Raw genomic sequence first — 21,602 nt, 5'->3', positions numbered from 1 at the left:
CCATGGAACGGATTACGGTCAATCTAGCTGAGCGTAGCTACCCTATCTCTATTGGTGCCGGGTTATTTGAAGACCCGGCGTACCTTTCTTTTTTATCTGGCAAACAGAAAGTTGTAGTTATCAGTAATGTGACGGTAGCGCCTCTTTATGCCGATAAAATTTTATCTTTATTGGATCAAGTAGGCTGTCAAACTTCTCTTCTAGAGTTGCCAGACGGTGAGCAGTACAAAACACTTGAAACGTTCAACTCAGTGATGAGCTACATGCTTGAAGGAAATTACAGCCGCGATGTGGTGGTGATTGCTTTAGGCGGCGGTGTTATCGGTGATTTGGTCGGTTTTGCTGCTTCTTGTTACCAACGCGGTATTGATTTCATTCAGATCCCGACGACCCTTCTTTCTCAAGTGGATTCCTCTGTAGGTGGTAAAACCGCAGTGAACCATCCCCTTGGCAAGAATATGATCGGCGCTTTCTATCAACCAAAATCTGTCATCATCGATACAAACTGTTTATCAACGCTTCCTGAGCGTGAGTTTGCAGCGGGTATTGCTGAGGTCATCAAATACGGCATCATCTATGATGAAACCTTCTTTGATTGGTTGGAACTGAATCTAGAGAAACTTTATCAACTTGATGAACAAGCACTGATCACCGCAATTGCTCGTTGCTGTGCAATTAAGGCTGAAGTGGTTGCTATCGATGAAAAAGAGTCAGGAATCAGAGCGTTATTGAACCTAGGTCATACATTTGGTCATGCGATTGAAGCAGAACTAGGCTATGGTAATTGGCTACATGGTGAAGCTGTGTCTTCAGGGACTGTAATGGCAGCCAAAACGGCTCAATTACAGGGACTGATCTCCCAGCAGCAGCTTGAGCGAATTATTTCTATACTCAAGAATGCGAAACTGCCAATCCATACGCCAGAAAGCATGTCTTTTGAAGACTTTATGAAGCATATGATGCGCGATAAAAAAGTGCTGTCTGGTCAGTTACGTTTGGTATTGCCAACAAGTGTTGGTACTGCTGAAGTGGTCGCTGATGTGCCTCAAGACATCATTAAACAAGCGATTGATTTCTGCCGTACTCTTTAAATTTGGTTGTGATGTTGTCTAGTTAACCCCTAGGCAACTGAAGCGTTTTACTGATCGATTTTATCAGTAGGGATCCTCAATGAGTTTGGCTCATGAATTAAGAGTGTTAGAGTTAGAATCTCAAGTTGAGCTATTAGAACGCTTGCAGCTTTTGACTAACTTTGGCTCAAACCTAATCACGGTCGCTGGTAAAACTGGCTCTGGCCGTTCATGGTTAGCTCAGCGTTATCTAGAGGCGTGGTCGACAGAAAAGAATCAGTGTTTACTGCTTTGTCACCCAAGCCAAGATGATCAGCAACACCGAGCTCTAATTCTTAACCAGATCGTTTCTGATCCACTCTTTAATCAACATGACTCTTTATCAGATAGCCTTGCACGGTTACTGGATGGAGATTCGTGTCATGTGGTTATCGTTATCGATGATGCCCACCGACTCTCAGAGCTCTTGGTCTCCGAACTGTGGATGCTGGTACTTGAGGCTCAATCTAATCCTCAATGGACGATCAATATCGTTCTCTTCTCGGAACCTGACCATTTAGACCCGCTGTTAACACGTCTGAGCTACGGTCAACAACACAAGCCTATCGGTCTAGAAATCGATAACCTATCCCAACCCGAAGCTGAACATTTCTTTGAATCACTGGTGATTCGATATGTTGATGATGAGTCTGAAGCTCGTGTGCGACGTGCGTTTAATAAAGCGCAACCTTTGCCCGGTGAGTTAATGGCCTTAGGAGAATTGAAAGTGGAAAAAAGGATTATTATTCGCTCAATTATTGGTTCACCTATCAATATCGCGATTTTGGTGGCGTTATTGTTGGTTGTTATCGGCGGCGGTTACTGGTGGATGTTCAGTCAGCCAACCCCTGATGATAAAGCGCAGTCTCTTATTGTACCGATAGAACAGACCGCTATCCCGACGGTTGAAGTGGAAAGTGGCACAGAACAAACTGGAATCGACGGCTCGGTTGATTCTGAAGCTGATAGTGACATGAGCTACCAAGGTGCTGACGATGACAGTTCATCTTTACCACCGGTTGTCGTGGAAGGTACAGCCAGTGTTGGCGAGGTGAAACAAGAGCAGCAGCGCGTGGTTATTACCTCTGATGTGGTTGATGCGTTACTGGATGATAAGCCGAAAAGTGCCGATACCAGTGCGATTGATGCTGCCGTTGAAGAAAACACAGGTGTAGAGGTTAGCTCGCAACCTGATGCGGCGAAAAATGAGTCACAAGCTTCGGTTGATGAAGATGCTGACCTCACGGAATCAACACCGCCGACGAAAAAGATCACCTTCTCATTTGCTCGCGAAGAGTTACAAGCTATCTCGCCACGCGCTTACACCTTACAGTTGAGCGCGATGACGTCATTAGAAGATGTTCAGTCTTTTATTGAAAAATATGAAGTTGAGGGCAAGGTTCGTATTTACCCGACACTTCGTAATGACACCAAGTGGTTTATCATCACTTATCAAGATTACCCGACGATTCAAGTGGCGCGAGACGCGGTAAGTGCTTTATCAAAACCACTTCAACAGTTGGAACCTTGGGCAAAATCGATGAATCAAGTGCATCGAGAGATAGAACGTGCGAAATAACCCTGAGCTTAGCCTCAAAATATGTTACATTCCGCAGCCTTATTTTTGAGTTGATAGATAGAGCAGTAAATGAAAAAGCAGCGTGCCTTTCTAAAATGGGCTGGTGGTAAATATGGCCTAGTTGAAGACATCCAGCGTCACCTGCCACCTGCTCGAAAATTGGTAGAACCGTTTGTCGGTGCCGGCTCGGTGTTTTTGAATACTGATTTTGAACAGTACTTGCTAGCGGATATCAATCCCGATCTTATCAACTTGTACAACCTTCTTAAAACTGACCCTGAAACCTACATATCTGAAGCGAAGCGCTGGTTCTGTCCTGAGAATAATCGTAAAGAAGTCTTTTTAGATATTCGAGCTGAGTTCAATGGCACCGACAATGTCATGTATCGCTCGCTTGCTTTCTTGTATATGAACCGATTCGGCTTCAATGGCCTGTGTCGATACAACAAGAAAGGTGGTTTTAACGTTCCGTTTGGTTCTTACAAAAAACCTTACTTCCCAGAAGCTGAGCTTGAGTTTTTCTCTGAGAAAGCGAAAAAAGCGACGTTTGTTTGTGAAGGCTACAGTGAGACTTTTAGCCGCGCCCGTAAAGGCTGTGTGGTTTATTGTGATCCTCCTTATGCGCCATTGTCTAGCACCGCTAACTTTACCTCTTATGCGGGTAATGGCTTCAGCTTAGATGACCAAGCAGCCTTGGCTGATGTTGCAGAAAGAGCGGCAATGGAGCGAGGTATCCCTGTCTTGATCTCAAACCATGACACCACCTTAACGCGCCGCTTATACCATGGTGCAGAACTGAACGTGGTCAAGGTTAAACGTACCATTAGCCGTAATGGCGCAGGGCGCAATAAAGTCGATGAGCTACTGGCACTTTTTCATAAAGAGAAAAACCAGCAACACGCTTCAGCAGAATTGTAGGGTCAGCATAACCCTCGAACTCATTAAATTAAGTGTCTAACGGGTACTTTCATAAACTAATCTTTCGAACTGCTAGGATCTGCTTAGGTGCTTAGGTAGAATTGCACACCAAATAGCCTTGGGATTGAGTCTTGTATTTGTATATGAGAGGTCAGCAAGGCGGTGATATTCGCAATTTACTCACTCTTAAGAGGTTTGGTATGAAAGATTTTCTAATCGCTCCATCGATTTTGTCTGCAGATTTTGCTCGTCTTGGTGAAGATGTAGAGAAAGTACTCGCAGCCGGTGCTGATGTTGTGCACTTCGATGTGATGGACAACCACTACGTACCTAACCTGACTTTTGGCGCACCTATCTGTAAAGCGCTGCGCGACTACGGTATTACTGCTCCTATCGATGTTCACCTAATGGTTAAGCCTGTAGATAGCATCGTGCCTGAGTTTGCTAAAGCCGGCGCATCAATGATTACCTTCCATGTTGAAGCCTCTGAGCACGTTGATCGTACTCTGCAGCTAATCAAAGAGCACGGCTGTAAAGCGGGTGTAGTACTTAACCCAGCAACGCCACTTTCTTGCCTTGATTACATCCTAGACAAAGTCGACATGATTCTACTGATGTCAGTGAACCCTGGCTTTGGCGGTCAATCTTTCATACCACACACGCTTGATAAGCTACGCGCTGTACGTAAACTTATTGACGAATCTGGCCGTGATATCCGCCTTGAGATTGATGGCGGCGTGAAGGTTGATAACATCCGTGAAATCGCAGAAGCGGGCGCAGATATGTTCGTTGCAGGCTCCGCTATCTTCAATCAACCGGATTATAAAGAAGTGATTGATGAGATGCGTGCAGAGCTTGCAAAAGTTAACGCATAAAAGTAGAACTAAGGTCTGTTGACCTAAAATCAAAAAATTTAGATTAAGGGGCTCATTGGCCCCTTTTTTACGTCTTATAGCTCAACTCATAAGACGACAATTATAAATAGGAAAGTAAGATGTCATTAAGCTCAATAAAACTGATCGCCTTTGATTTGGATGGAACCTTGTTAGATAGCGTGCCTGATTTGGCTGTCGCCGCTGACCAAGCTTGTCAGGAACTGGGTTTTTCTTCAGTAAGTGAAGAACAAGTTCGCGACTATGTGGGTAATGGTGCTGATGTTCTTATCGGACGCTCACTGAGCCGCAACCTTACCGTAGATCCAAGCCTAGAGCCTGAGCTGCTAAAGAAAGCGCGTATCCTGTTTGATGATTTCTACGAGCAGGGCGGCCACAAACTAAGTCACCTTTATCCATCGGTTAAAGAGACGCTAGCAGAGCTAGACAAAGCGGGTTTCACTATGGCACTTGTTACCAACAAGCCATCGAAATTTGTACCAGACGTTCTGGCGCAGCACGGTATCGATAAGTACTTTGTTGATGTGTTGGGCGGCGACTCTTTCCCAGAGAAAAAGCCGAACCCAGTGGCGCTGAATTGGTTGCTAGAAAAGCACAATGTTAAGGCTGACGAGATGCTAATGGTTGGCGATTCAAGCAACGACATCAAAGCCGCTAAGAATGCAGGCTGTCACTCGTTTGGTCTGACTTACGGCTACAACCACGGTGAGCCTATTTCAGCATCAAACCCTGACTATGTTGCGGATAACGTCGCGCAATTACTAGATGTCGTTCTAGTTTCAGCATAAAGCGGACAAAAGTTAGCTAACCTACTAGCAAAATACTTATCAATGAGTACACTGGATGAGCCGTACAGAAGAGCTGTGCGGCTTTTCTATTTTAAAGTTAAGAAGCTATGTTTTGACGAAGTTATTAAAAACTGAGTTGTTAAGACGCTAAGCGAATAAGCAAAGGAATTAAAACCATGAGCAAGCCCATCGTATTGAGTGGTGTTCAACCATCTGGTGAACTAAGTATCGGTAACTACTTGGGTGCTCTACGTCAATGGCAACAGATGCAAGATGATTACGATTGCCAATACTGTGTTGTAGACCTTCACGCAATTACGGTTCGCCAAGACCCGAAAGCACTGCATGAAGCGACTCTAGACGCACTAGCAATCTGTCTTGCCGTCGGTGTTGATCCAAAGAAGAGCACGCTATTTGTTCAGTCACACGTACCAGAGCATGCTCAACTTGGTTGGCTTCTTAACTGTTACACACAAATGGGTGAGCTGAGCCGTATGACTCAGTTTAAAGATAAGTCTGCACGTCACTCAAACGACGTAAACGTAGGTTTATACGACTACCCAGTGTTAATGGCCGCAGATATCCTGCTTTACGGTGCACATCAAGTGCCTGTAGGTAGCGACCAGAAACAACACCTAGAGCTCGCGCGTGATATCGCAACTCGTTTCAACAACATTTACGGCCCTGAAACGCCAATCTTCCAAGTGCCAGAACCTTACATTCCAACAGTGAATGCACGTGTAATGAGCCTGCAAGACGCGACTAAGAAGATGTCTAAGTCGGACGATAACCGTAAGAACGTGATTACTCTGCTAGAAGAGCCTAAGTCGATTATCAAGAAGATCAACAAAGCGCAAACGGATGCAGAAACACCACCACGTATTGCTCACGATTGGGAAAACAAAGCGGGTATCTCTAACCTAATGGGTCTGTACTCTGCGGCGACGGGTAAAACGTTTGAAGAGATCGAAGCGCAATACCAAGGCGTTGAAATGTACGGTCCATTTAAGAAAGATGTAGGCGCAGCATTGGTTGAGATGCTTGAGCCGATTCAATCTGAATACCACCGTATCCGTGCTGATCGTGCTTACATGGACGCAGTAATGAAAGCGGGTGCTGAAAAAGCGTCTGAGCGTGCTGCAGTGACTCTGAAAAAAGCATACGAAGCGGTAGGTTTTGTTACTCGCCCTTAGAGTGAACTAAAACAACTCGTTTGAGAATTTGAGCCCAAAGTAGACTTTGTTTACTTTGGGCTTTTTAGTGCCCGTCTTATTTGAACTTGCCCCAAAAACCTTGTTTGAATTGAGAATTTATACATTTCCGTTTAACACATTTAATTTATTAATGCTGTGTTATTGATCTTATTCACAGCTCTCAAGCTTTATAAAATTGAACTCGTTTCTATATATGTTGGAAATACATAACGTGCCAAACAATTGATGATTATTAAGTGATAAGTTCCTCATTTTCTTGCTAACTGACTTATTCCTTTCATAAATAAACCTGATAGTTACCACAAAATACATGACTGTCCATAGACGGCAGTAATTATAAATCGATGAACTCAGGTGAAACGGATGGCTCTTTTACACAAACCTTCATTGCTAGCAGTGGCAATTGGTAGCTTGCTAACAGCAAGTGCACACGCTGATTTGTTTATTTCACAATATGTGGAAGGCGGCAGCTACAACAAAGCGGTTGAGATTGCTAATAACGGCGATAGCAGCATGAATTTAGATGGTTACTCGCTGGCGAAGTCTGCGAATGGCAACGGATTATGGGGCGCCACTTTACCTTTAGATGGCCACGTTTTAGCGCCCGGTGGAGTACTTGTGGTCGCGCATTCTAGTGCGAGTGATGAGATTAAAGCTAAAGCTGACATCATTAATGCTTCTATCGCTAATCATAACGGTGACGACCCGCTAGCTATCTTGAATTCAGATGGTTCGGTACATGATGTTGTTGGTTTAATGGGCGATGTGGATTGGGGTAAAGATGTTACTTTGGTTCGAGCGACACAAATCCCTTCGGCAACATTCGATGCTTCACAATGGGTATCGTTACCAAAAGACAGTATTGAAGGGCTAGGTTCACTAGACATTGTTGAACTACCAGAAGCGTTCACTTGTACACAAGATGGCTCTGATCCAGTATTCACAACCATTCAAGAGATCCAAGGCGAGGGCCTAACATCACCGTTCATTGATGGCTACCCGTACATCACTGACGATGAGTACTTCTTAAAAGGTGTTGTGAGTGCCGTGACAACGGGCATAACCAAAGGCTTCTACCTGCAAGCACTTGAGGATGACTTCAATTCAAGCACTTCTGAAGGTCTATTTATCTATACGAATCAATCGAGCTCAGAACTGGCTGCGGGCGATGTAGTGTGTGTGAAAGGTAAGGTTCAAGAATACTACGGCCATACTCAGCTTAAAGTTGAAAACAACCAATGGCTAAAACAGGGCGAACAAGAAGCGCCTGAAGCAACGGCGATTGAAGCTCTAGACAGTGATGAAAACTTCGCTGCAACGCTTGAACGCTATGAAGGCATGTTGGTGAAAACAACAGAAGCGCTTGATATGCGTGTCACTCGTACCTTTGGTTATGACTACGCAGGTCGTCGTAACAATATGGTACTGGCCCATGAGCGTATTAACATGCAACCTAACCAGCTTTTCGCAGCAGGTTCTGAAGACGCGAAACAACAAATGGAAGATAACGCAGACCGTCGTCTTTTCGTTGAAACCGATCAAAAAGCGGGTGATGGACAAGTTCCTTTCTATTCAGATTTTGGCCGTACTGATATTGACCAAGATGGCTCGACGGAAGACTACATCCGTATAGATGACACCATCGTTGGCCTAGAAGGCGTGCTGACCTACAGCTACGGCGAGTATCGCTTAGTGACAACTAACCAGATCTCGGCTGAAAACTTTGTACGTAATGACCCACGTACCGGCAAACCTGATATGGATGAAGGCGACCTGCGTATCGCGACCTTTAATGTCTTGAACTACTTTAACTCTCCTTTTGGTGGCGACGCGAATCAACATGGTAACAATCGTGGCGCGAATACCATGACTGAGTTTGAGATGCAGCAAGAGAAGATTGTGAACGCGATTCTTCGCTTAGACGCTGACATCATTGGTTTGATGGAAATTGAGAACAACGGCTTTGGTGAAGGTTCGGCAATTCAACAGCTTGTGAATCAACTGAACGATCGTATTGAGCGTAAGAAAGACCGCTATACCTTTGTGGCTGTCGATTCAAATGAGGATGGAGTAACCGACGAGATGGACTCGATCGGCACTGACGTGATTACAACGGGCGTTATCTACCGTAAGAAGGTGGTTAAGCTTAAAGACAGCCGTGTTATCGCGATGCCAAGTCAACAAGCCCCAGAAGTGTTAGACGATTCTGGCAAGGTGATTGAAGACGGTAAAAACTACCAACGCGACTCATTGGCGCCAACCTTTAAAGTTAAAGGCACCAAAGAGAAACTCACCGTAGCGATCAACCACTTCAAATCGAAAGGTTCTAAGTGTTGGGAAGATGCAGCGCCGGTTGAGCAGGGTGGTCAAGGTGGCGTTGATGCCGACAAGCAAGGTTCATGTGAGAACTTCCGTGTGGCAGCTGCGGTTGCACTGGGTGAAGCGCTAGACGGCATCAAAGGCCATAAAGTGATTCTGGGTGATATGAACTCATACGGCATGGAAGATCCAATGTTGGTACTGACGGATTACTCTGAAGAGAAATACGGCAAGCAAATCAAAGCGGCGCGTAACACTTACATTGACGGCGTTGAGCAGTTTGGTGACAGCGGTGCGGTGATTACTAAAAACTACGGCTACATTAATGCTGTGGCTCAAAAGCACCCAGACAGCTGGAGCTACTCATACAATGATGAAGTTGGTGCCTTGGATCATTTGTTGATCAGTGACAGCCTTAAAGATAGGGTTGTCGATGCGACCGATTGGCACATCAATGGTGGTGAGTCGACGTTGTTTGACTACAACGAAGAGTTCAAAGGTGACCTACCTAAGTACCAAGATCACTTCCGTTCATCGGATCATGATCCTGCGGTTCTTGAACTGCGAGTGGGCGGTTCATTTGGCTTCGGTGCACTGATGTCATTGTTTGGCTTAGCAATGTGGCGTCGTCGTAAGTAGCGACATCGTTAACCATGCAAGCTACCTGATTCAGGTAATTGACAGTTATCTGTAAACAATTAAGGTCAACTTAGGTTGGCCTTAATTATTAGCGAATTGCAGTTTCCACTTGCCTTTCGCCATGGGTATTGCACAATACCGCCCCTATATCTCCCAATCATTTAGTATTTAGCAAACGATTTCGACCCATGTTACTTATCATCGATAACTATGACTCTTTTACCTATAACTTGTATCAGTATTTCTGTGAGTTAGGGGTCACTGTGAAAGTTGTTCGCAACGATGAGATTGATATTGCGGGTATTGAAGCGTTAAATCCTAGCCATCTTGTTATCTCGCCAGGCCCTTGTACGCCAGATGATGCGGGAATCTCTCTGCAAGTCATTGAACACTTCGTTAGCAAGCTGCCTATTTTAGGTGTGTGTCTTGGTCATCAAGCCATTGCTCAAGTGTTTGGTGGTGAAGTAGTGCGAGCCAGACAAGTGATGCATGGTAAAACCTCTCCAATACGCCACAATGGCAAGAGTGTTTTTCAAGGGCTTAATAACCCTCTAACCGTGACACGTTACCATTCTCTAGTGGTGAAAAATGGCACGCTGCCTGACTGCTTTGAACTGACGTCTTGGACGGAATTTGAAGATGGCAGTATGGATGAGATCATGGGTTATCAACACAAAACCTTGCCGATAGATGCCGTGCAATTTCACCCTGAGTCGATTAAAACAGAGCAAGGACACCAGCTTCTCGCTAACTTCTTAGCGCGTTGAGTGTTTAAATTTGACTCTTTCTGCGTCTAAATAAGCCAGTTGAACCTGTTAGCCTATTCGTTAAGCGTTTAAATTCGGGCGCTACGCGTCTCTTACTCCTCTGACGCCGATCACTTTTTATAACATTTCTCTCTCTTCAGGCTAAGTTTTTAGCCTATGCAAAATTATTCGCCTTATTTCGTCTCGAACCCTATATACCGCAATGCCAGTAAGGCTTTGCTATTACTGGTTATGCGTTTAGGTAGAAAAAGCTTCATAAAACAGATTAATTGATGCATAAATAGTCATGGGTAGTGACGTTTAGCTGGCTGTTAGGGATGGCTAAAGAATAATCCACTATTGAAAACGTTAATTAAATGTAAATATAATGCTGCAGCGGGATTATGGCGAGAGAAAATATCTTTGTCTCACTTATGAACCAGTACGCTTATTTGCGAAGCTTGCGGTATCGAGAAGGAATGTACGATGACAGTGGAAAAAAAAGTAGAACGTAGTCTGTTTAATGAGGTGATGGTACCTTGTTATAACCCCATGGAAATGATCCCAGTAAAAGGGGAAGGCGCACGCGTTTGGGACCAACAAGGCCGAGAGTATATCGACTTTGCTGGTGGTATCGCTGTGAGCTGTTTGGGTCACTGTCACCCAGCAATGGTTAACGCAGTTACTGAGCAAGCAAACAAGATTTGGCATTTAAGTAATGTAATGACCAATGAACCTGCATTGCGTCTAGCGAAGAAGCTAACAGACGTATGTTTTGCAGAAAAAGTATTCTTTGCCAACTCTGGTGCAGAAGCGAACGAAGCCGCATTGAAGCTAGCTCGTCGTTGGGCAGCAGATGTTCACGGTCCTGAGAAATCTGAAATCATTGCATTCAAACAAGGTTTCCACGGTCGTACTTTCTTTACCGTAACGGTCGGTGGTCAAGAGGCTTACTCTGATGGCTTCGGTCCTAAACCGGGCGATGTAACTCACCTGCCTTACAACGATATTGCAGCGCTAGAAGCGCACATCTCAGATCGCACATGTGCAATCATGATGGAACCTCTGCAAGGCGAGGGCGGTATCATTTCTCCAACATCAGAGTTCGTGAACACGGTTCGTGAGCTGTGTGACAAACACAATGCGCTGCTTATCTTTGATGAAGTGCAAACGGGTAATGGCCGTACGGGTAACTTTTACGCTTACCAAGGTCTAGGTGTGACACCTGATATCCTAAGCACAGCGAAATCACTAGGTGGCGGTTTCCCTATCGGTGCAATGCTAACAACGTCTGAACTGGCGACACACCTAAAAGTGGGTACGCACGGTTCTACTTACGGTGGTAACCCACTAGCGTGTGCCGTTGCAGAAGCAGTTGTTGACGTAGTAAGCCAACCTGAAACGTTGGCTGGTGTGAAAGAACGTGAAGCTATGTTCCGTGATGGTTTAGCTAAGATTAACGACAAATACCAAATATTCAGTGAAGTTCGCGGTAAAGGCCTATTATTAGGCGCTGCGCTTAATGAAGCATGGCAAGGTCGTGCTCGTGATGTGTTAGTAGCAGCAGGCGAACAAGGCTTGATGGTACTGGTTGCGGGTGTAAACGTGGTTCGTTTCACACCATCACTGGTTATCACTACGCAAGAAATTGAAGAAGGTTTATCAAAACTAGACAAAGCAATCGCTACGTTAGTTTAGCCTGAGCGGCGTCATAGGAATGATCGCCATTAGAGCGATCCCATGACGTACTGCTAAAGGCCCAAGCTTCTGGTTTTGGGCCTGTTTTGCATCTGGAGGGAATATTGATGCTAGTTGTTCGCCCAATAAAATTATCTGATTACGATGCGCTGCATACTTGCGCGGTTGAATCTGGTCACGGATTCACATCTCTTCCGGTTAACGAAGAACTGTTAACCAACCGAATTACTCATTCTGAATACAGCTTTGCTAAGCAAGACGTGACTGAACCTGGTGATGAAGGCTACCTAATGGTTGGCTTCGACACTGAAACGGAAGAAGTCGCTGGCACGACAGGCATCGAAGCCTCAATTGGCTGGGATGTTCCGTTTTACTCTTACCACATCAGCAAAGTGGTTCACTCATCGCAAAAGCTTGGCGTGAATAACGTCGTGAAGTTACTGACTTTCGGTAATAACTACACAGGATGCAGTGAGATCTGCACACTGTTCTTGCGCCCAGCTTTCCGTGGTGGATTGAATGGTCGTTTGATGTCGAAGTGTCGCTTCCTGATCATGTCTGAGCACCCAGAGCGTTTCTCGAAAACGATTTTTGCTGAGATGCGTGGTGTATCGGATGCGGAAGGTAACTCACCTTTCTGGCAATGGCTGCAAGAGCACTTCTTCTCAATTGATTTCACGCTTGCAGATTACCTAACCGGTATCGGTAAGAAAGGCTTTATTGCTGACCTAATGCCGAAGCTGCCTATCTACGTGAACCTACTGAGCAAAGAGGCTCAGGCGGTGATTGGAGAGGTACATGATAATACACGCCCAGCACTTAAGTTGTTGGAACGTGAAGGTTTCACTAACCGCGGTTATGTCGACATCTTTGATGCAGGCCCAACGGTTGAGTGTGATTTAAGAAACATTGAATCAGTGCGTCATGCGATTCGAGCTCAGGTGAAAATTGCAGAGCACTCCAGCTCTAAAGACTTCCTAATTGGTAATACCTCGTTTGAGAACTTCCGCGCAGTAGCCGCGAAAGGCGCGTATGACCAAGCAAGCGACACAGTGATTTTATCATCTGAAGTAGCAAGCGCTCTTGAAGTAAAAGAAGGCGAATTCGTTCGCATGTTGGCTCAATAAGAGCGGCGATTATCTGTCGAAGATTTTAAGGATAGAAGTATGACTCAGTGGATAGCAGGACAGTGGGTGGCAGGTCAAGGCGATGCCATGACATCAGTAAGTCCATACAATAATGAAGTCGTGTGGCAAGGCGATAGTGCAACACCAGCGCAGGTTGAATCTGCAGTAACAGCGGCTCGTGACGCGTTCTTAGTTTGGAAAAAACTGAGCTTTGCTGAGCGTGAAGCGGTCGTGTTGAACTTTGCTGAGAAGGTAAAAGAGAACAGCGAAGAGATTGCACAGATTATTGCAAAAGAGACGGGTAAACCGATTTGGGAAACTCGCACTGAAGCGGGCGCAATGGCGGGTAAGATCGCTATCTCTATTCGTGCTTACCACGAACGTACGGGCGAAGCTTCGCGTGAAGCGGCAGGTAACCAAATCGTATTGCGCCATCGTCCATTAGGTGTAATGGCGGTATTTGGCCCTTATAACTTCCCTGGTCACCTACCAAACGGTCATATTGTTCCAGCTCTATTATCGGGTAATACCGTGGTATTTAAGCCGTCAGAGCAGACACCTTGGACGGGTGAGTTTGCGATGAAGCTATGGCAAGAAGCTGGCCTTCCTGCTGGTGTGATCAATCTAGTGCAAGGCGCGAAAGAGACAGGTATTGCACTAGCCGATGCTAAAGGTCTTGATGGCGTGCTATTCACGGGTAGTGCTAATACCGGTCATATCCTTCACCGTCAATTCGCAGGTCAACCGGGCAAGATGCTGGCGCTAGAGATGGGTGGCAACAACCCGATGGTGATCAGTGACCAGTTTGGTGATGCTGACGCGACGGTTTATACCATCATTCAATCGGCTTTCATCAGTGCGGGTCAACGTTGTACATGTGCTCGTCGTTTGTATGTTCCTGTTGGCGAGAAGGGCGATCAATTGCTCGATAAGCTCGTTGCGGCTACCTTGAAGATTCGTGTTGAGCAGCCATTCGCTGAGCCCGCACCCTTCATGGGCCCACAAATCTCTGAAGCGGCAGCTAAGTTCATTCTGGACGCGCAAGCTAATCTGCAATCACTAGGTGGTGTAAGCCTAGTCGAAGCAAAAGCGGGCGAAGCGGCGTTTGTTTCTCCGGGTATTATCGATGCAACCAACATTGCTGAGTTGCCAGATGAAGAGTACTTCGGCCCATTGCTGCAAGTGGTTCGTTATCAATCGCTAGAGCAAGCGGTTGAATTGGCTAATGACACGCGCTTTGGTTTGTCTGCCGGTTTAGTATCAACAGACGATTCAGAGTGGGAATACTTCGTTGATCATATCCGTGCGGGTATTGTTAATCGTAATCGCCAGCTAACAGGCGCAAGTGGTGATGCACCATTTGGCGGCCCGGGTGCTTCAGGCAACCTACGCCCAAGTGCTTACTACGCGGCGGACTACTGTGCTTACCCAATGGCGTCAATGGAAGGTGGTGAAACTCAACTGCCAGCTACGTTTAGCCCTGGTATTGAGCTGTAGTTTTGGCTTTTAAGCTATAACTTGATGAATCACAAGCTTATGAGCTCTAGGTTCATGAATAACAGATTCATTGGTTAATTGTGTAATAAGGAAGCGGTGTTATCGCTTCCTCTTTTCACCCACGTCCGACACCTCGATTGGGCGGTAGATAATAATAGAACAAGTATGTCACAGGCTGATGGCTGCTGACTCTATGTCCAGCCTCTTCCTTTCTAATCCAAATTACTAGCTTGCTAGAACCTCTAACAAGGAGTCACCATGACGCCCGATCTACTCTTTAAATCACTATGGGACGATTATATTCACAGGCTGTGTCCATCGGCTGAGAAAGTGCATCACTTGCTGAAAGAAGACGAAGCTCTGATTAATGATCACATTGCACTGCGTACTTTCAATGTTGCACCGCTAGGTATTGAAACATTGGCTAAACCTTTCTTTGAGTTAGGTTACAAGGCGTGTGGCGATTACTTATTTGAGAGCAAGAAGCTAGTGGCTAAGCACTACGAGCACCCAGATCCAAACCAACCAAAAGTGTTCATTAGTGAGTTGAAAGTAGAAGAGTGTTCAAGTGATCTGCAACAGATTGTTGCTAAGTTGGTTGAGCAAGTTGACGCAAGTAAGCTTCAAGGCCATGAATTCTTGTTTGGTGGTCGTCTTTGGGATTTGAATTTCGCAGATTTCCAAGTGCTAGCAAAAGAGAGTGAATACGCTTCTTGGCTCGCAGCTCATGGTTACGGTGCAAACCACTTTACGGTGAGTGTTAATCAACTCGACGCTTTTGATGAAGTGCAGTCAGTGAATGATTACCTGAGCGAGTCAGGCTTCACGGTCAATGCGTCTGGTGGTGAGGTTAAAGGCTCTCCAGAGGTCTTATTAGAGCAATCATCAACAATGGCAGACAAAGTCCCAGTTTCATTTGTTGAAGGCAATGAGATGATTCCCGGTGGTTTCTATGAGTTCGCTAAGCGTTATGCGATGGCCAATGGTGAGCTTTATACAGGATTCGTTGCAGCATCAGCGGATAAGATCTTCGAAAGCACCAACGGTTAAAGAAAGATACGAGCATGTGCTTTGCCCTAGAGATACGGTTACGCTTCGCTTCGAAAGTGTTTGCGCTTGGAAGCAGTAACTGTCCCATTCGTATCTTGTATCTTGTATCTTGTATCTTGTATCTGCTCTCTAGACCTTGGAAAACAAAAAAGCCACCAAATTTGCATTTGGTGGCTTTCAAATTTTTGGCTCAGCTAATCGAGATTAACGAGTGCCGTATACCACGATAGTCTTACCGTGTGCAGAAATTAGGTTCTGCTCTTCAAGCATTTTCAAGATACGTCCTACTGTCTCACGAGAACAACCAACGATCTGGCCAATCTCTTGACGAGTGATCTTGATTTGCATGCCGTCAGGGTGAGTCATTGCATCTGGCTGTTTCGCTAGGTTAAGTAGCGTTTGAGCGATACGACCTGTTACGTCAAGGAACGCTAAGTCACCAACTTTTTGGCTAGTTACTTGTAGACGGTTTGCCATTTGCGCTGAAAGGCGCATTAGGATATCTGGGTTCACTTGAATAAGTTGACGGAATTTCTTGAACGAAATTTCAGCTACTTCACAAGGAGATTTTGCACGAACCCATGCAGTACGCTCTTGGTCTTCTTCGAAAAGTCCAAGTTCACCGATGAAGTCGCCTTGGTTTAGGTAAGAAAGAATCATTTCCTTACCTTCTTCGTCTTTAATAAGAACAGCCACAGAACCTTTAACGATGTAGTACAAGGTTTCTGCCTTTTCACCAGCATGAATCAAAGTACTTTTTGAAGGGTACTTATGAATATGACAGTGTGAAAGGAACCACTCTAATGTTGGATCGGTTTGAGGTTTACCTAGAACCATAATATCTCACTTCCTCTGCAGGGTATGCTTGCCGCTTTCCGTATTTTAGCTAAGCCTGAATTGACTCAGTTAGGATAAGAGCACTCGTTGAGTGCTGCAAGCTATCTTGTGTCTCGTTTAAGAATAGTATCCTTTTTCAGGTACTATTTCTTGATTTTAATCGTGGCCAAGCTACGATTTTTTACGCAAAATTGTGCACATGATCACGGTATGAAAAGTAATCAACCAGAATGTCGTTTTGTTAACCTATTTTTCCGGTTTCGATGAGTTGTTGCAAGATTGGCCTTACAATGAGCTCCATAGCAAAACTCATTTTGCCTCCTGGCACTACAAGCGTGTTATGACGTGACATAAATGAGCCATCAATCATAGCCAAAAGATAAGGGAAATCGACGTTTTTGATACCGCGCAAACGTATAACCACGAAGCTTTCGTCTAAACTTGGAATCCCTTTGGCGTTCAGTGGATTCGATGTATCTACGGTTGGAACACGCTGAAAGTTGATATGAGTGCGCGAAAACTGCGGGGTAATGTAGTTAAGGTAATCATCCATTGAGCGAACAATCGAGTCCATCACCGCTTCGCGAGAGTGCCCACGATCGCGTGTGTCACGAACGAATTTCTGGATCCACTCCAAGTTTACGATAGGTACCATGCCGATCAACAGGTCGACGTATTGCGAGACGTTAATGTCTCCATCGACTACACCACCATGAAGGCCTTCATAGAACATCACATCCGAGTTTTCAGGGATCTCTTGCCATGGCGTAAAGGTGCCAGGCATTTGGTTGTAAGGAACGGCTTCATCGAAGGTATGTAGATAACTGCGGACTTTGCCCGTGCCTTCATTACCGTATTGACGGAAGAACTCTTCTAATGCGCCAAAATCGTTAGCTTGTGGACCAAAGTAGCTGATGTGCTTACCTTGTTCGCGTGCCTTACGGATCTCGACATCCATCTCTGGTCGAGTGAAGCGATGGAAACTATCCCCTTCAACCCAAGCTGCCTTCACGTCCATCATATTGAACATTTTACGGAAGGCTTCTGAGGTAGTGGTGGTGCCGGCTCCAGATGAACCCGTCACTGCAATAATTGGATGTTTAGCGGACATGACAACCCTTGTCTTTTGAGTAACTTACTTGTTAGCAATCGTTTACCACTATAACACGGCTCCTGTATGAGCGCAGCTTAGAAGCATTTTGTGACTTGAATATCAACGGTTTCATGGAGCTCAGAAAACACGATGCTGACTTCCTTTGAGGCTAATTGATGTTTCACTTGGTCAATCTTGTTTTGCAGTGAAACCTCTACGTCACCGTAGTCTGTGCCTTCACGCAGCACGAATTCTTTAATGAGGTTTTCCAGCGTTTCTGGTGCGATGTCTTGCCATGGGATGATCATAAATACTTCTCTCTTTTATGTTCATGGATATGTTCATTAATAGGTTTATTGATGTGTTGATCAGTGTGTCTACCACTCAGCCCTTAACAAAGGCTTCGCCATTATGCCGAATCTTGAATACTTTCATAGTAGGCGGGTAATGCTTCTTCTAACCAAAACCTTGGTTTGAGCGTGCTACCAGTAATGAACCCCACATGGCCGCCTTTTTGAAACAGACGATAATCGATATTGTCCGGTAGAACGAATTTTGGAATTACATCATCGGTCATGAAAGGATCGTCTTTCGCATGAATGATCTGTGTGGGCAGTTTAATCCGATTCAATTTAGGCAATGCAGAACATTGGGCATAGTAGTCCTGAGCATTCTTGAACCCGTGCAGAGGCGCAGTAATCCGTTCATCAAACTCATACAGCTTGTCTATCTTCTTAATGGTTTCGGCGGTGATACCGAGCTTTTCTTGCAGCAGCTTAATCTTTTTCAAGGCATTAGATTTGAGAGAGTTGAGCAGGTACTTTTTATAGAGCTTAGAGAAACCTCGCTCAATACGACTAGAGCAACAAGCCAGATCAAAAGGTGCAGAGACAATCGTCGCCGCCGACAGCAATGGGTCGTCCGCGTACTCAGCCAAATAGTTCGCCAGCATGTTACCGCCCAAAGAGATACCAACCGCTACCTTAGGGTTATTGGGGAACTGGGCGTGTAGATGTCTTAGGAAAAAGCGCGCATCTTCGACTTCACCTGAATGGTAAGCGCGAGCCAAGCGATTGGGCTTTCCGCTGCAGCCTCTGAAGTGCATCATCACTGATAGCCAGCCATCTTTAGCAAAGGCATTCATCAGTCCGTTGGCATAAGGGCTTTCAAAGCTTCCCTCTAAGCCATGGAATAGAACGAATATCGGCTTGTTACTTCGAACCTCATTACTTGGGGTGTCACCCTCTAGCGTTTCGCTCCAAGCAAGATCGAGAAAGTCACCGTCGGGTGTTTCTAAGGTTTGCCATTGAGGGTCAAACAATGCCTGCTTTCTAATAAACCGTGGCACTAAGGTTTGTAAGTGCGGATTCGATAAACCAGCGGCTGCGGTAAATATTGTCATAAAACAGTCCATGCTTCTTTTATGGGCTTTGTAAAGTATTGAGCTTTTGGCGAAACGCCCACGTTTTTATTTGAGCTTGGTTGATTCTCGGTATAAGTGCAAGGGTTTCACTGATACGGGTTACAAAAACAGGGCGTAGGTAACTAGTTGAATATTTTCGAGATTGAGCTTCAAACATATTGCCAATCATGCGCGCCAATCCCGTGTGAAAATGAAGAGCGATACTACCAAGGTAAGCTTGGATCTTGATTGAAGATAAGAGAAAGTAAACGCGTTAGGGTTGAGGTGCTGGTTCAGAAAAAGCGTCGTAGAGGTTTTCAGCCCCCAATAAACGACAGTATTGAAAAGCGAGTGGTGATTGCTGGTTAGCCGTAAGCTGAAGAGAGTTAATGCAGTCGACGAGATCAGATTGCTGTTGCTTCTCTAACTGAAGTTCAAATTGGAGAGCTTCACGGTAGAGGGAATCGACGACTTGAGGTTTGAGGTGCTTACGCAGCTCTCGATAGCTATGAAGCAGGGTTTCAGAGCGGCTTAAGCACTGTTGTACCTTGTGCCACTCTTCTTCGGAAAAAGACAATTGTTGCTCATCAAGCCATTTGAGAAGCAGCAGTAGATTGACGTTGCCGTGGAACTGGTTTTGCAAAGCTAGGCACGCATCCTTTACACCGCGCACACTGTAATACTGAAGGCTAAATTGCCATAGTCGTTCCAGTGTTAGTGATATTGGGGCGTGCTCTGGGCTCATAAGCTATCCATATCCTGTTCCATCTGCTCAAGCTCTTCTTGAGTGGACATCCAATCTATTTCAACTTCTTCTAGCTGTGACTTACTGCTCGCTTGTAGAGCGAGCACTTTGTTCAGTTTAGCCTTATTTTCAGCTTCATACAGTGAAGTGTCGGATAATTCTTGCTCGGCTTCTTCAAGAGCCTGCGTCAGCTTATCCATTTGCTTTTCAAATTGAGTTAGCTTTTTACGAAGTGGTGCAGTTAGTTTTCTGAACTCGGCCTCTTTGCGTTTCTGCTCTTTTTTCGCAGCTGCACTGTTGGTGCCGTCTTTCGCTGGTACCAATGCTTGCGCTTCTTTGCGCTCAACTTTTTGTTGTTCAGTTAGCCACTTGTAGTAATCGCTTAGGTCACCATCAAACGGTGCCACTTGGCGATCATGTACTAGATATAAGTCATCGGTGGTAGCACGCAGTAGGTAACGGTCGTGCGATACGATAATCATCGCGCCTTCGAACGTCTGCAATGCAAAAGTCAGCGCCTGACGCATGTCGAGATCCAAGTGGTTAGTTGGTTCATCGAGTAGCAATAGGTTAGGCTTTTGCCATACCAGTAGCGCCAATACCAAACGCGCTTTTTCACCACCTGAGAATGGCGCCACTTTATCCAGTGCTTTTTCACCTTGGAAGCCAAAGCTACCTAGGTAATCACGCAGTTGTTGTTCTGTGTGCTTAGGCGCAATCTGCATCATGTGTTGCAACGGTGTTTCTTCTGGGTGCAGCGTTTCTAATTGGTGCTGTGCGAAGTAGCCAATTTTAATGCCTTGCGAATAGCTCAGTTCACCGCCTTGCTGCTTCAATTCACCTGAAAGCAGTTTTATGAGCGTTGATTTACCTGCGCCATTTCGACCAAGTAGACCAATTCGGCTACCCGGAACGAGATTTAGGCGAATCTTTTCTAGTATAAGATTGTCGTCGTAGCCTGCAGATACCTCGTCCATCATCATGATTGGGTTTGGTAGCGCATCTGGCTCTCTGAACTCAAAGCTGAATGGGTTATCAAACTGAGCAGGTAACACTTGTTCCATTTTCTCAAGCGCTTTAATACGGCTTTGCGCTTGGCGAGCCTTTGAAGCTTTGTAGCGGAAACGGTCAATGTAGCTCTGCATGTGAGCCATTTGCTTCTGCTGCTTCTGGAACATCGCTTGTTGCAGAAGCAGCTTTTGCGCTCGTTGAGTTTCAAACGATGAGTAGTTACCCGTGTATTCGTTAAGCTGTTGGTTTTCAACATGGACGATACGGTTGACGATAGGGTCTAAGAAGTCTCTATCGTGCGAGATAAGCACTAGCGTGCCCGGGTAGGTTTGTAACCAGCGCTCTAGCCACATTACTGCGTCTAAATCCAAGTGGTTGGTAGGCTCATCAAGCAGCAATAAGTCACTGCGACACAGTAGAGCTTGCGCTAGGTTCAAACGCATACGCCAACCACCAGAGAACTTAGTCAGGTTCCATGTCATTTGTTCTTGGCTAAAGCCTAGGCCATCCAACAACTCGGCAGCGCGTGCCTTGATGCTGTAACCACCAATGGTTTCGATCTTGCCGTGGATCTCTGCGACCAAGGTGCCGTTGTCAGCTTTTTCCGCTTCCTCTAGTTGATCTTCAAGGCCTCGGTATTCACGGTCGCCATCGATCACGTATTCAATTGCTGTTCTTTCTAATGCAGGCGTTTCTTGAGCAACCCAAGCCATTTCCCAATGAGCTGGTTTGCTGAATGAGCCTGCATCAATAGACAGTTCGTCCTTGATTAAGGCGAACAGCGTAGATTTACCACAGCCGTTTTTACCAACCAAACCGATCTTGTCGCTAGGGTGAAGAGTTGCAGATGCTTGGTCAAGGAGTGGCTTACCGCCGCGTAGCAATTGAATATCGGAGAAAGTAATCATATAGAGATAGCATAGAAATTAGAGGTGAA

Annotated in this window: 18 protein-coding genes; 12 read left to right on the top strand and 6 right to left on the bottom strand. The window is 45.5% G+C overall.

Translation table 11 applies throughout. The features are described 5' to 3' along the window. The first annotated feature begins 2 nt into the window (after positions 1-2). The 12 genes from aroB (at position 3) to ACMAZD_RS16035 (ending at position 15,577) form a co-directional block, all read left to right on the top strand. Positions 3-1,091: a 3-dehydroquinate synthase gene (aroB, locus tag ACMAZD_RS16090; RefSeq protein WP_435247925.1), complete on the top strand. Its 1,089-nt coding sequence runs from the start codon at positions 3-5 to the stop codon at positions 1,089-1,091. A gap of 79 nt (positions 1,092-1,170) precedes the next feature. After that, positions 1,171-2,688: an SPOR domain-containing protein gene (locus tag ACMAZD_RS16085; protein ID WP_435247924.1), complete on the top strand. Its 1,518-nt coding sequence runs from the start codon at positions 1,171-1,173 to the stop codon at positions 2,686-2,688. Positions 2,689-2,757: 69 nt separating this feature from the next. After that, entirely contained in the window at positions 2,758-3,606 is an 849-nt protein-coding gene (locus tag ACMAZD_RS16080) for a Dam family site-specific DNA-(adenine-N6)-methyltransferase (protein WP_435247923.1), read from the top strand. A 200-nt stretch (positions 3,607-3,806) separates the two neighbouring features. After that, the gene (rpe, locus tag ACMAZD_RS16075; RefSeq protein ID WP_029222055.1) at positions 3,807-4,481 is read left to right on the top strand and encodes a ribulose-phosphate 3-epimerase; all 675 of its coding nucleotides are present in this window, start codon (positions 3,807-3,809) and stop codon (positions 4,479-4,481) included. A 119-nt stretch (positions 4,482-4,600) separates the two neighbouring features. Next, entirely contained in the window at positions 4,601-5,287 is a 687-nt protein-coding gene (locus ACMAZD_RS16070) for a phosphoglycolate phosphatase (RefSeq protein ID WP_435247922.1), read from the top strand. 176 nt (positions 5,288-5,463) lie between these two features. Beyond that, positions 5,464-6,480: a tryptophan--tRNA ligase gene (gene trpS / locus ACMAZD_RS16065; RefSeq protein ID WP_010435234.1), complete on the top strand. Its 1,017-nt coding sequence runs from the start codon at positions 5,464-5,466 to the stop codon at positions 6,478-6,480. Positions 6,481-6,864: 384 nt separating this feature from the next. Beyond that, a complete protein-coding gene (locus ACMAZD_RS16060) occupies positions 6,865-9,459 on the top strand; it encodes an ExeM/NucH family extracellular endonuclease (RefSeq protein WP_435247921.1) in 2,595 nt (864 codons plus the stop codon). Between the two features lie 188 nt (positions 9,460-9,647). After that, entirely contained in the window at positions 9,648-10,226 is a 579-nt protein-coding gene (locus ACMAZD_RS16055) for an aminodeoxychorismate/anthranilate synthase component II (RefSeq protein ID WP_210446803.1), read from the top strand. Between the two features lie 465 nt (positions 10,227-10,691). Beyond that, positions 10,692-11,903 carry an aspartate aminotransferase family protein gene (locus ACMAZD_RS16050; protein WP_435247920.1) on the top strand — a complete coding sequence of 404 codons (1,212 nt, stop codon included), beginning with the start codon at positions 10,692-10,694 and terminating at the stop codon, positions 11,901-11,903. 107 nt (positions 11,904-12,010) lie between these two features. Continuing rightward, positions 12,011-13,030, top strand: coding sequence for an arginine N-succinyltransferase (gene astA / locus ACMAZD_RS16045; RefSeq protein WP_435247919.1), 1,020 nt, complete (start codon positions 12,011-12,013; stop codon positions 13,028-13,030). 39 nt (positions 13,031-13,069) lie between these two features. Beyond that, on the top strand, positions 13,070-14,527 hold the full coding sequence (gene astD / locus ACMAZD_RS16040) for a succinylglutamate-semialdehyde dehydrogenase (protein WP_435247918.1): 1,458 nt from the start codon (positions 13,070-13,072) through the stop codon (positions 14,525-14,527). 258 nt (positions 14,528-14,785) lie between these two features. After that, complete coding sequence (locus ACMAZD_RS16035; protein ID WP_435247917.1) at positions 14,786-15,577, top strand: DUF1338 domain-containing protein; 792 nt, start codon at positions 14,786-14,788, stop codon at positions 15,575-15,577. A gap of 204 nt (positions 15,578-15,781) precedes the next feature. On the opposite strand, the gene crp is transcribed toward ACMAZD_RS16035, so the two are convergent. The 6 genes from crp to ACMAZD_RS16005 form a co-directional block, all read right to left on the bottom strand. Further along, positions 15,782-16,414 carry a cAMP-activated global transcriptional regulator CRP gene (gene crp / locus ACMAZD_RS16030; protein ID WP_004729651.1) on the bottom strand — a complete coding sequence of 211 codons (633 nt, stop codon included), beginning with the start codon at positions 16,412-16,414 and terminating at the stop codon, positions 15,782-15,784. A 241-nt stretch (positions 16,415-16,655) separates the two neighbouring features. After that, entirely contained in the window at positions 16,656-17,525 is an 870-nt protein-coding gene (locus ACMAZD_RS16025) for a phosphoribulokinase (protein WP_102465063.1), read from the bottom strand. Between the two features lie 77 nt (positions 17,526-17,602). Continuing rightward, positions 17,603-17,815, bottom strand: a complete 213-nt coding sequence (locus ACMAZD_RS16020; RefSeq protein WP_435247916.1) for a YheU family protein — start codon at positions 17,813-17,815, stop codon at positions 17,603-17,605. 101 nt (positions 17,816-17,916) lie between these two features. Continuing rightward, complete coding sequence (locus ACMAZD_RS16015; RefSeq protein ID WP_435247915.1) at positions 17,917-18,909, bottom strand: hydrolase; 993 nt, start codon at positions 18,907-18,909, stop codon at positions 17,917-17,919. A gap of 274 nt (positions 18,910-19,183) precedes the next feature. Beyond that, positions 19,184-19,654 (bottom strand): TIGR02444 family protein, encoded by a 471-nt coding sequence (locus ACMAZD_RS16010; RefSeq protein ID WP_435247914.1) that lies wholly within the window; start codon positions 19,652-19,654, stop codon positions 19,184-19,186. After that, on the bottom strand, positions 19,651-21,573 hold the full coding sequence (locus ACMAZD_RS16005) for an ABC transporter ATP-binding protein (protein ID WP_435247913.1): 1,923 nt from the start codon (positions 21,571-21,573) through the stop codon (positions 19,651-19,653). The genes ACMAZD_RS16010 and ACMAZD_RS16005 overlap by 4 nt, the downstream gene beginning before the upstream one ends. Positions 21,574-21,602: the final 29 nt, after the last annotated feature.

It is taken from the genome of Vibrio sp. nBUS_14 (assembly GCF_051201655.1).
Classification (GTDB): domain Bacteria; phylum Pseudomonadota; class Gammaproteobacteria; order Enterobacterales; family Vibrionaceae; genus Vibrio.
This window is presented reverse-complemented; position numbering and strand designations above follow the sequence as displayed.

Coding starts and splice junctions, on each gene's coding strand:
- aroB (WP_435247925.1), top strand. CDS start 3: ATGGAACGGATTACGGTCAATCTAGCTGAGCGTAGCTACCCTATCTCT.
- ACMAZD_RS16085 (WP_435247924.1), top strand. CDS start 1,171: ATGAGTTTGGCTCATGAATTAAGAGTGTTAGAGTTAGAATCTCAAGTT.
- ACMAZD_RS16080 (WP_435247923.1), top strand. CDS start 2,758: ATGAAAAAGCAGCGTGCCTTTCTAAAATGGGCTGGTGGTAAATATGGC.
- rpe (WP_029222055.1), top strand. CDS start 3,807: ATGAAAGATTTTCTAATCGCTCCATCGATTTTGTCTGCAGATTTTGCT.
- ACMAZD_RS16070 (WP_435247922.1), top strand. CDS start 4,601: ATGTCATTAAGCTCAATAAAACTGATCGCCTTTGATTTGGATGGAACC.
- trpS (WP_010435234.1), top strand. CDS start 5,464: ATGAGCAAGCCCATCGTATTGAGTGGTGTTCAACCATCTGGTGAACTA.
- ACMAZD_RS16060 (WP_435247921.1), top strand. CDS start 6,865: ATGGCTCTTTTACACAAACCTTCATTGCTAGCAGTGGCAATTGGTAGC.
- ACMAZD_RS16055 (WP_210446803.1), top strand. CDS start 9,648: ATGTTACTTATCATCGATAACTATGACTCTTTTACCTATAACTTGTAT.
- ACMAZD_RS16050 (WP_435247920.1), top strand. CDS start 10,692: ATGACAGTGGAAAAAAAAGTAGAACGTAGTCTGTTTAATGAGGTGATG.
- astA (WP_435247919.1), top strand. CDS start 12,011: ATGCTAGTTGTTCGCCCAATAAAATTATCTGATTACGATGCGCTGCAT.
- astD (WP_435247918.1), top strand. CDS start 13,070: ATGACTCAGTGGATAGCAGGACAGTGGGTGGCAGGTCAAGGCGATGCC.
- ACMAZD_RS16035 (WP_435247917.1), top strand. CDS start 14,786: ATGACGCCCGATCTACTCTTTAAATCACTATGGGACGATTATATTCAC.
- crp (WP_004729651.1), bottom strand. CDS start 16,414: ATGGTTCTAGGTAAACCTCAAACCGATCCAACATTAGAGTGGTTCCTT.
- ACMAZD_RS16025 (WP_102465063.1), bottom strand. CDS start 17,525: ATGTCCGCTAAACATCCAATTATTGCAGTGACGGGTTCATCTGGAGCC.
- ACMAZD_RS16020 (WP_435247916.1), bottom strand. CDS start 17,815: ATGATCATCCCATGGCAAGACATCGCACCAGAAACGCTGGAAAACCTC.
- ACMAZD_RS16015 (WP_435247915.1), bottom strand. CDS start 18,909: ATGACAATATTTACCGCAGCCGCTGGTTTATCGAATCCGCACTTACAA.
- ACMAZD_RS16010 (WP_435247914.1), bottom strand. CDS start 19,654: ATGAGCCCAGAGCACGCCCCAATATCACTAACACTGGAACGACTATGG.
- ACMAZD_RS16005 (WP_435247913.1), bottom strand. CDS start 21,573: ATGATTACTTTCTCCGATATTCAATTGCTACGCGGCGGTAAGCCACTC.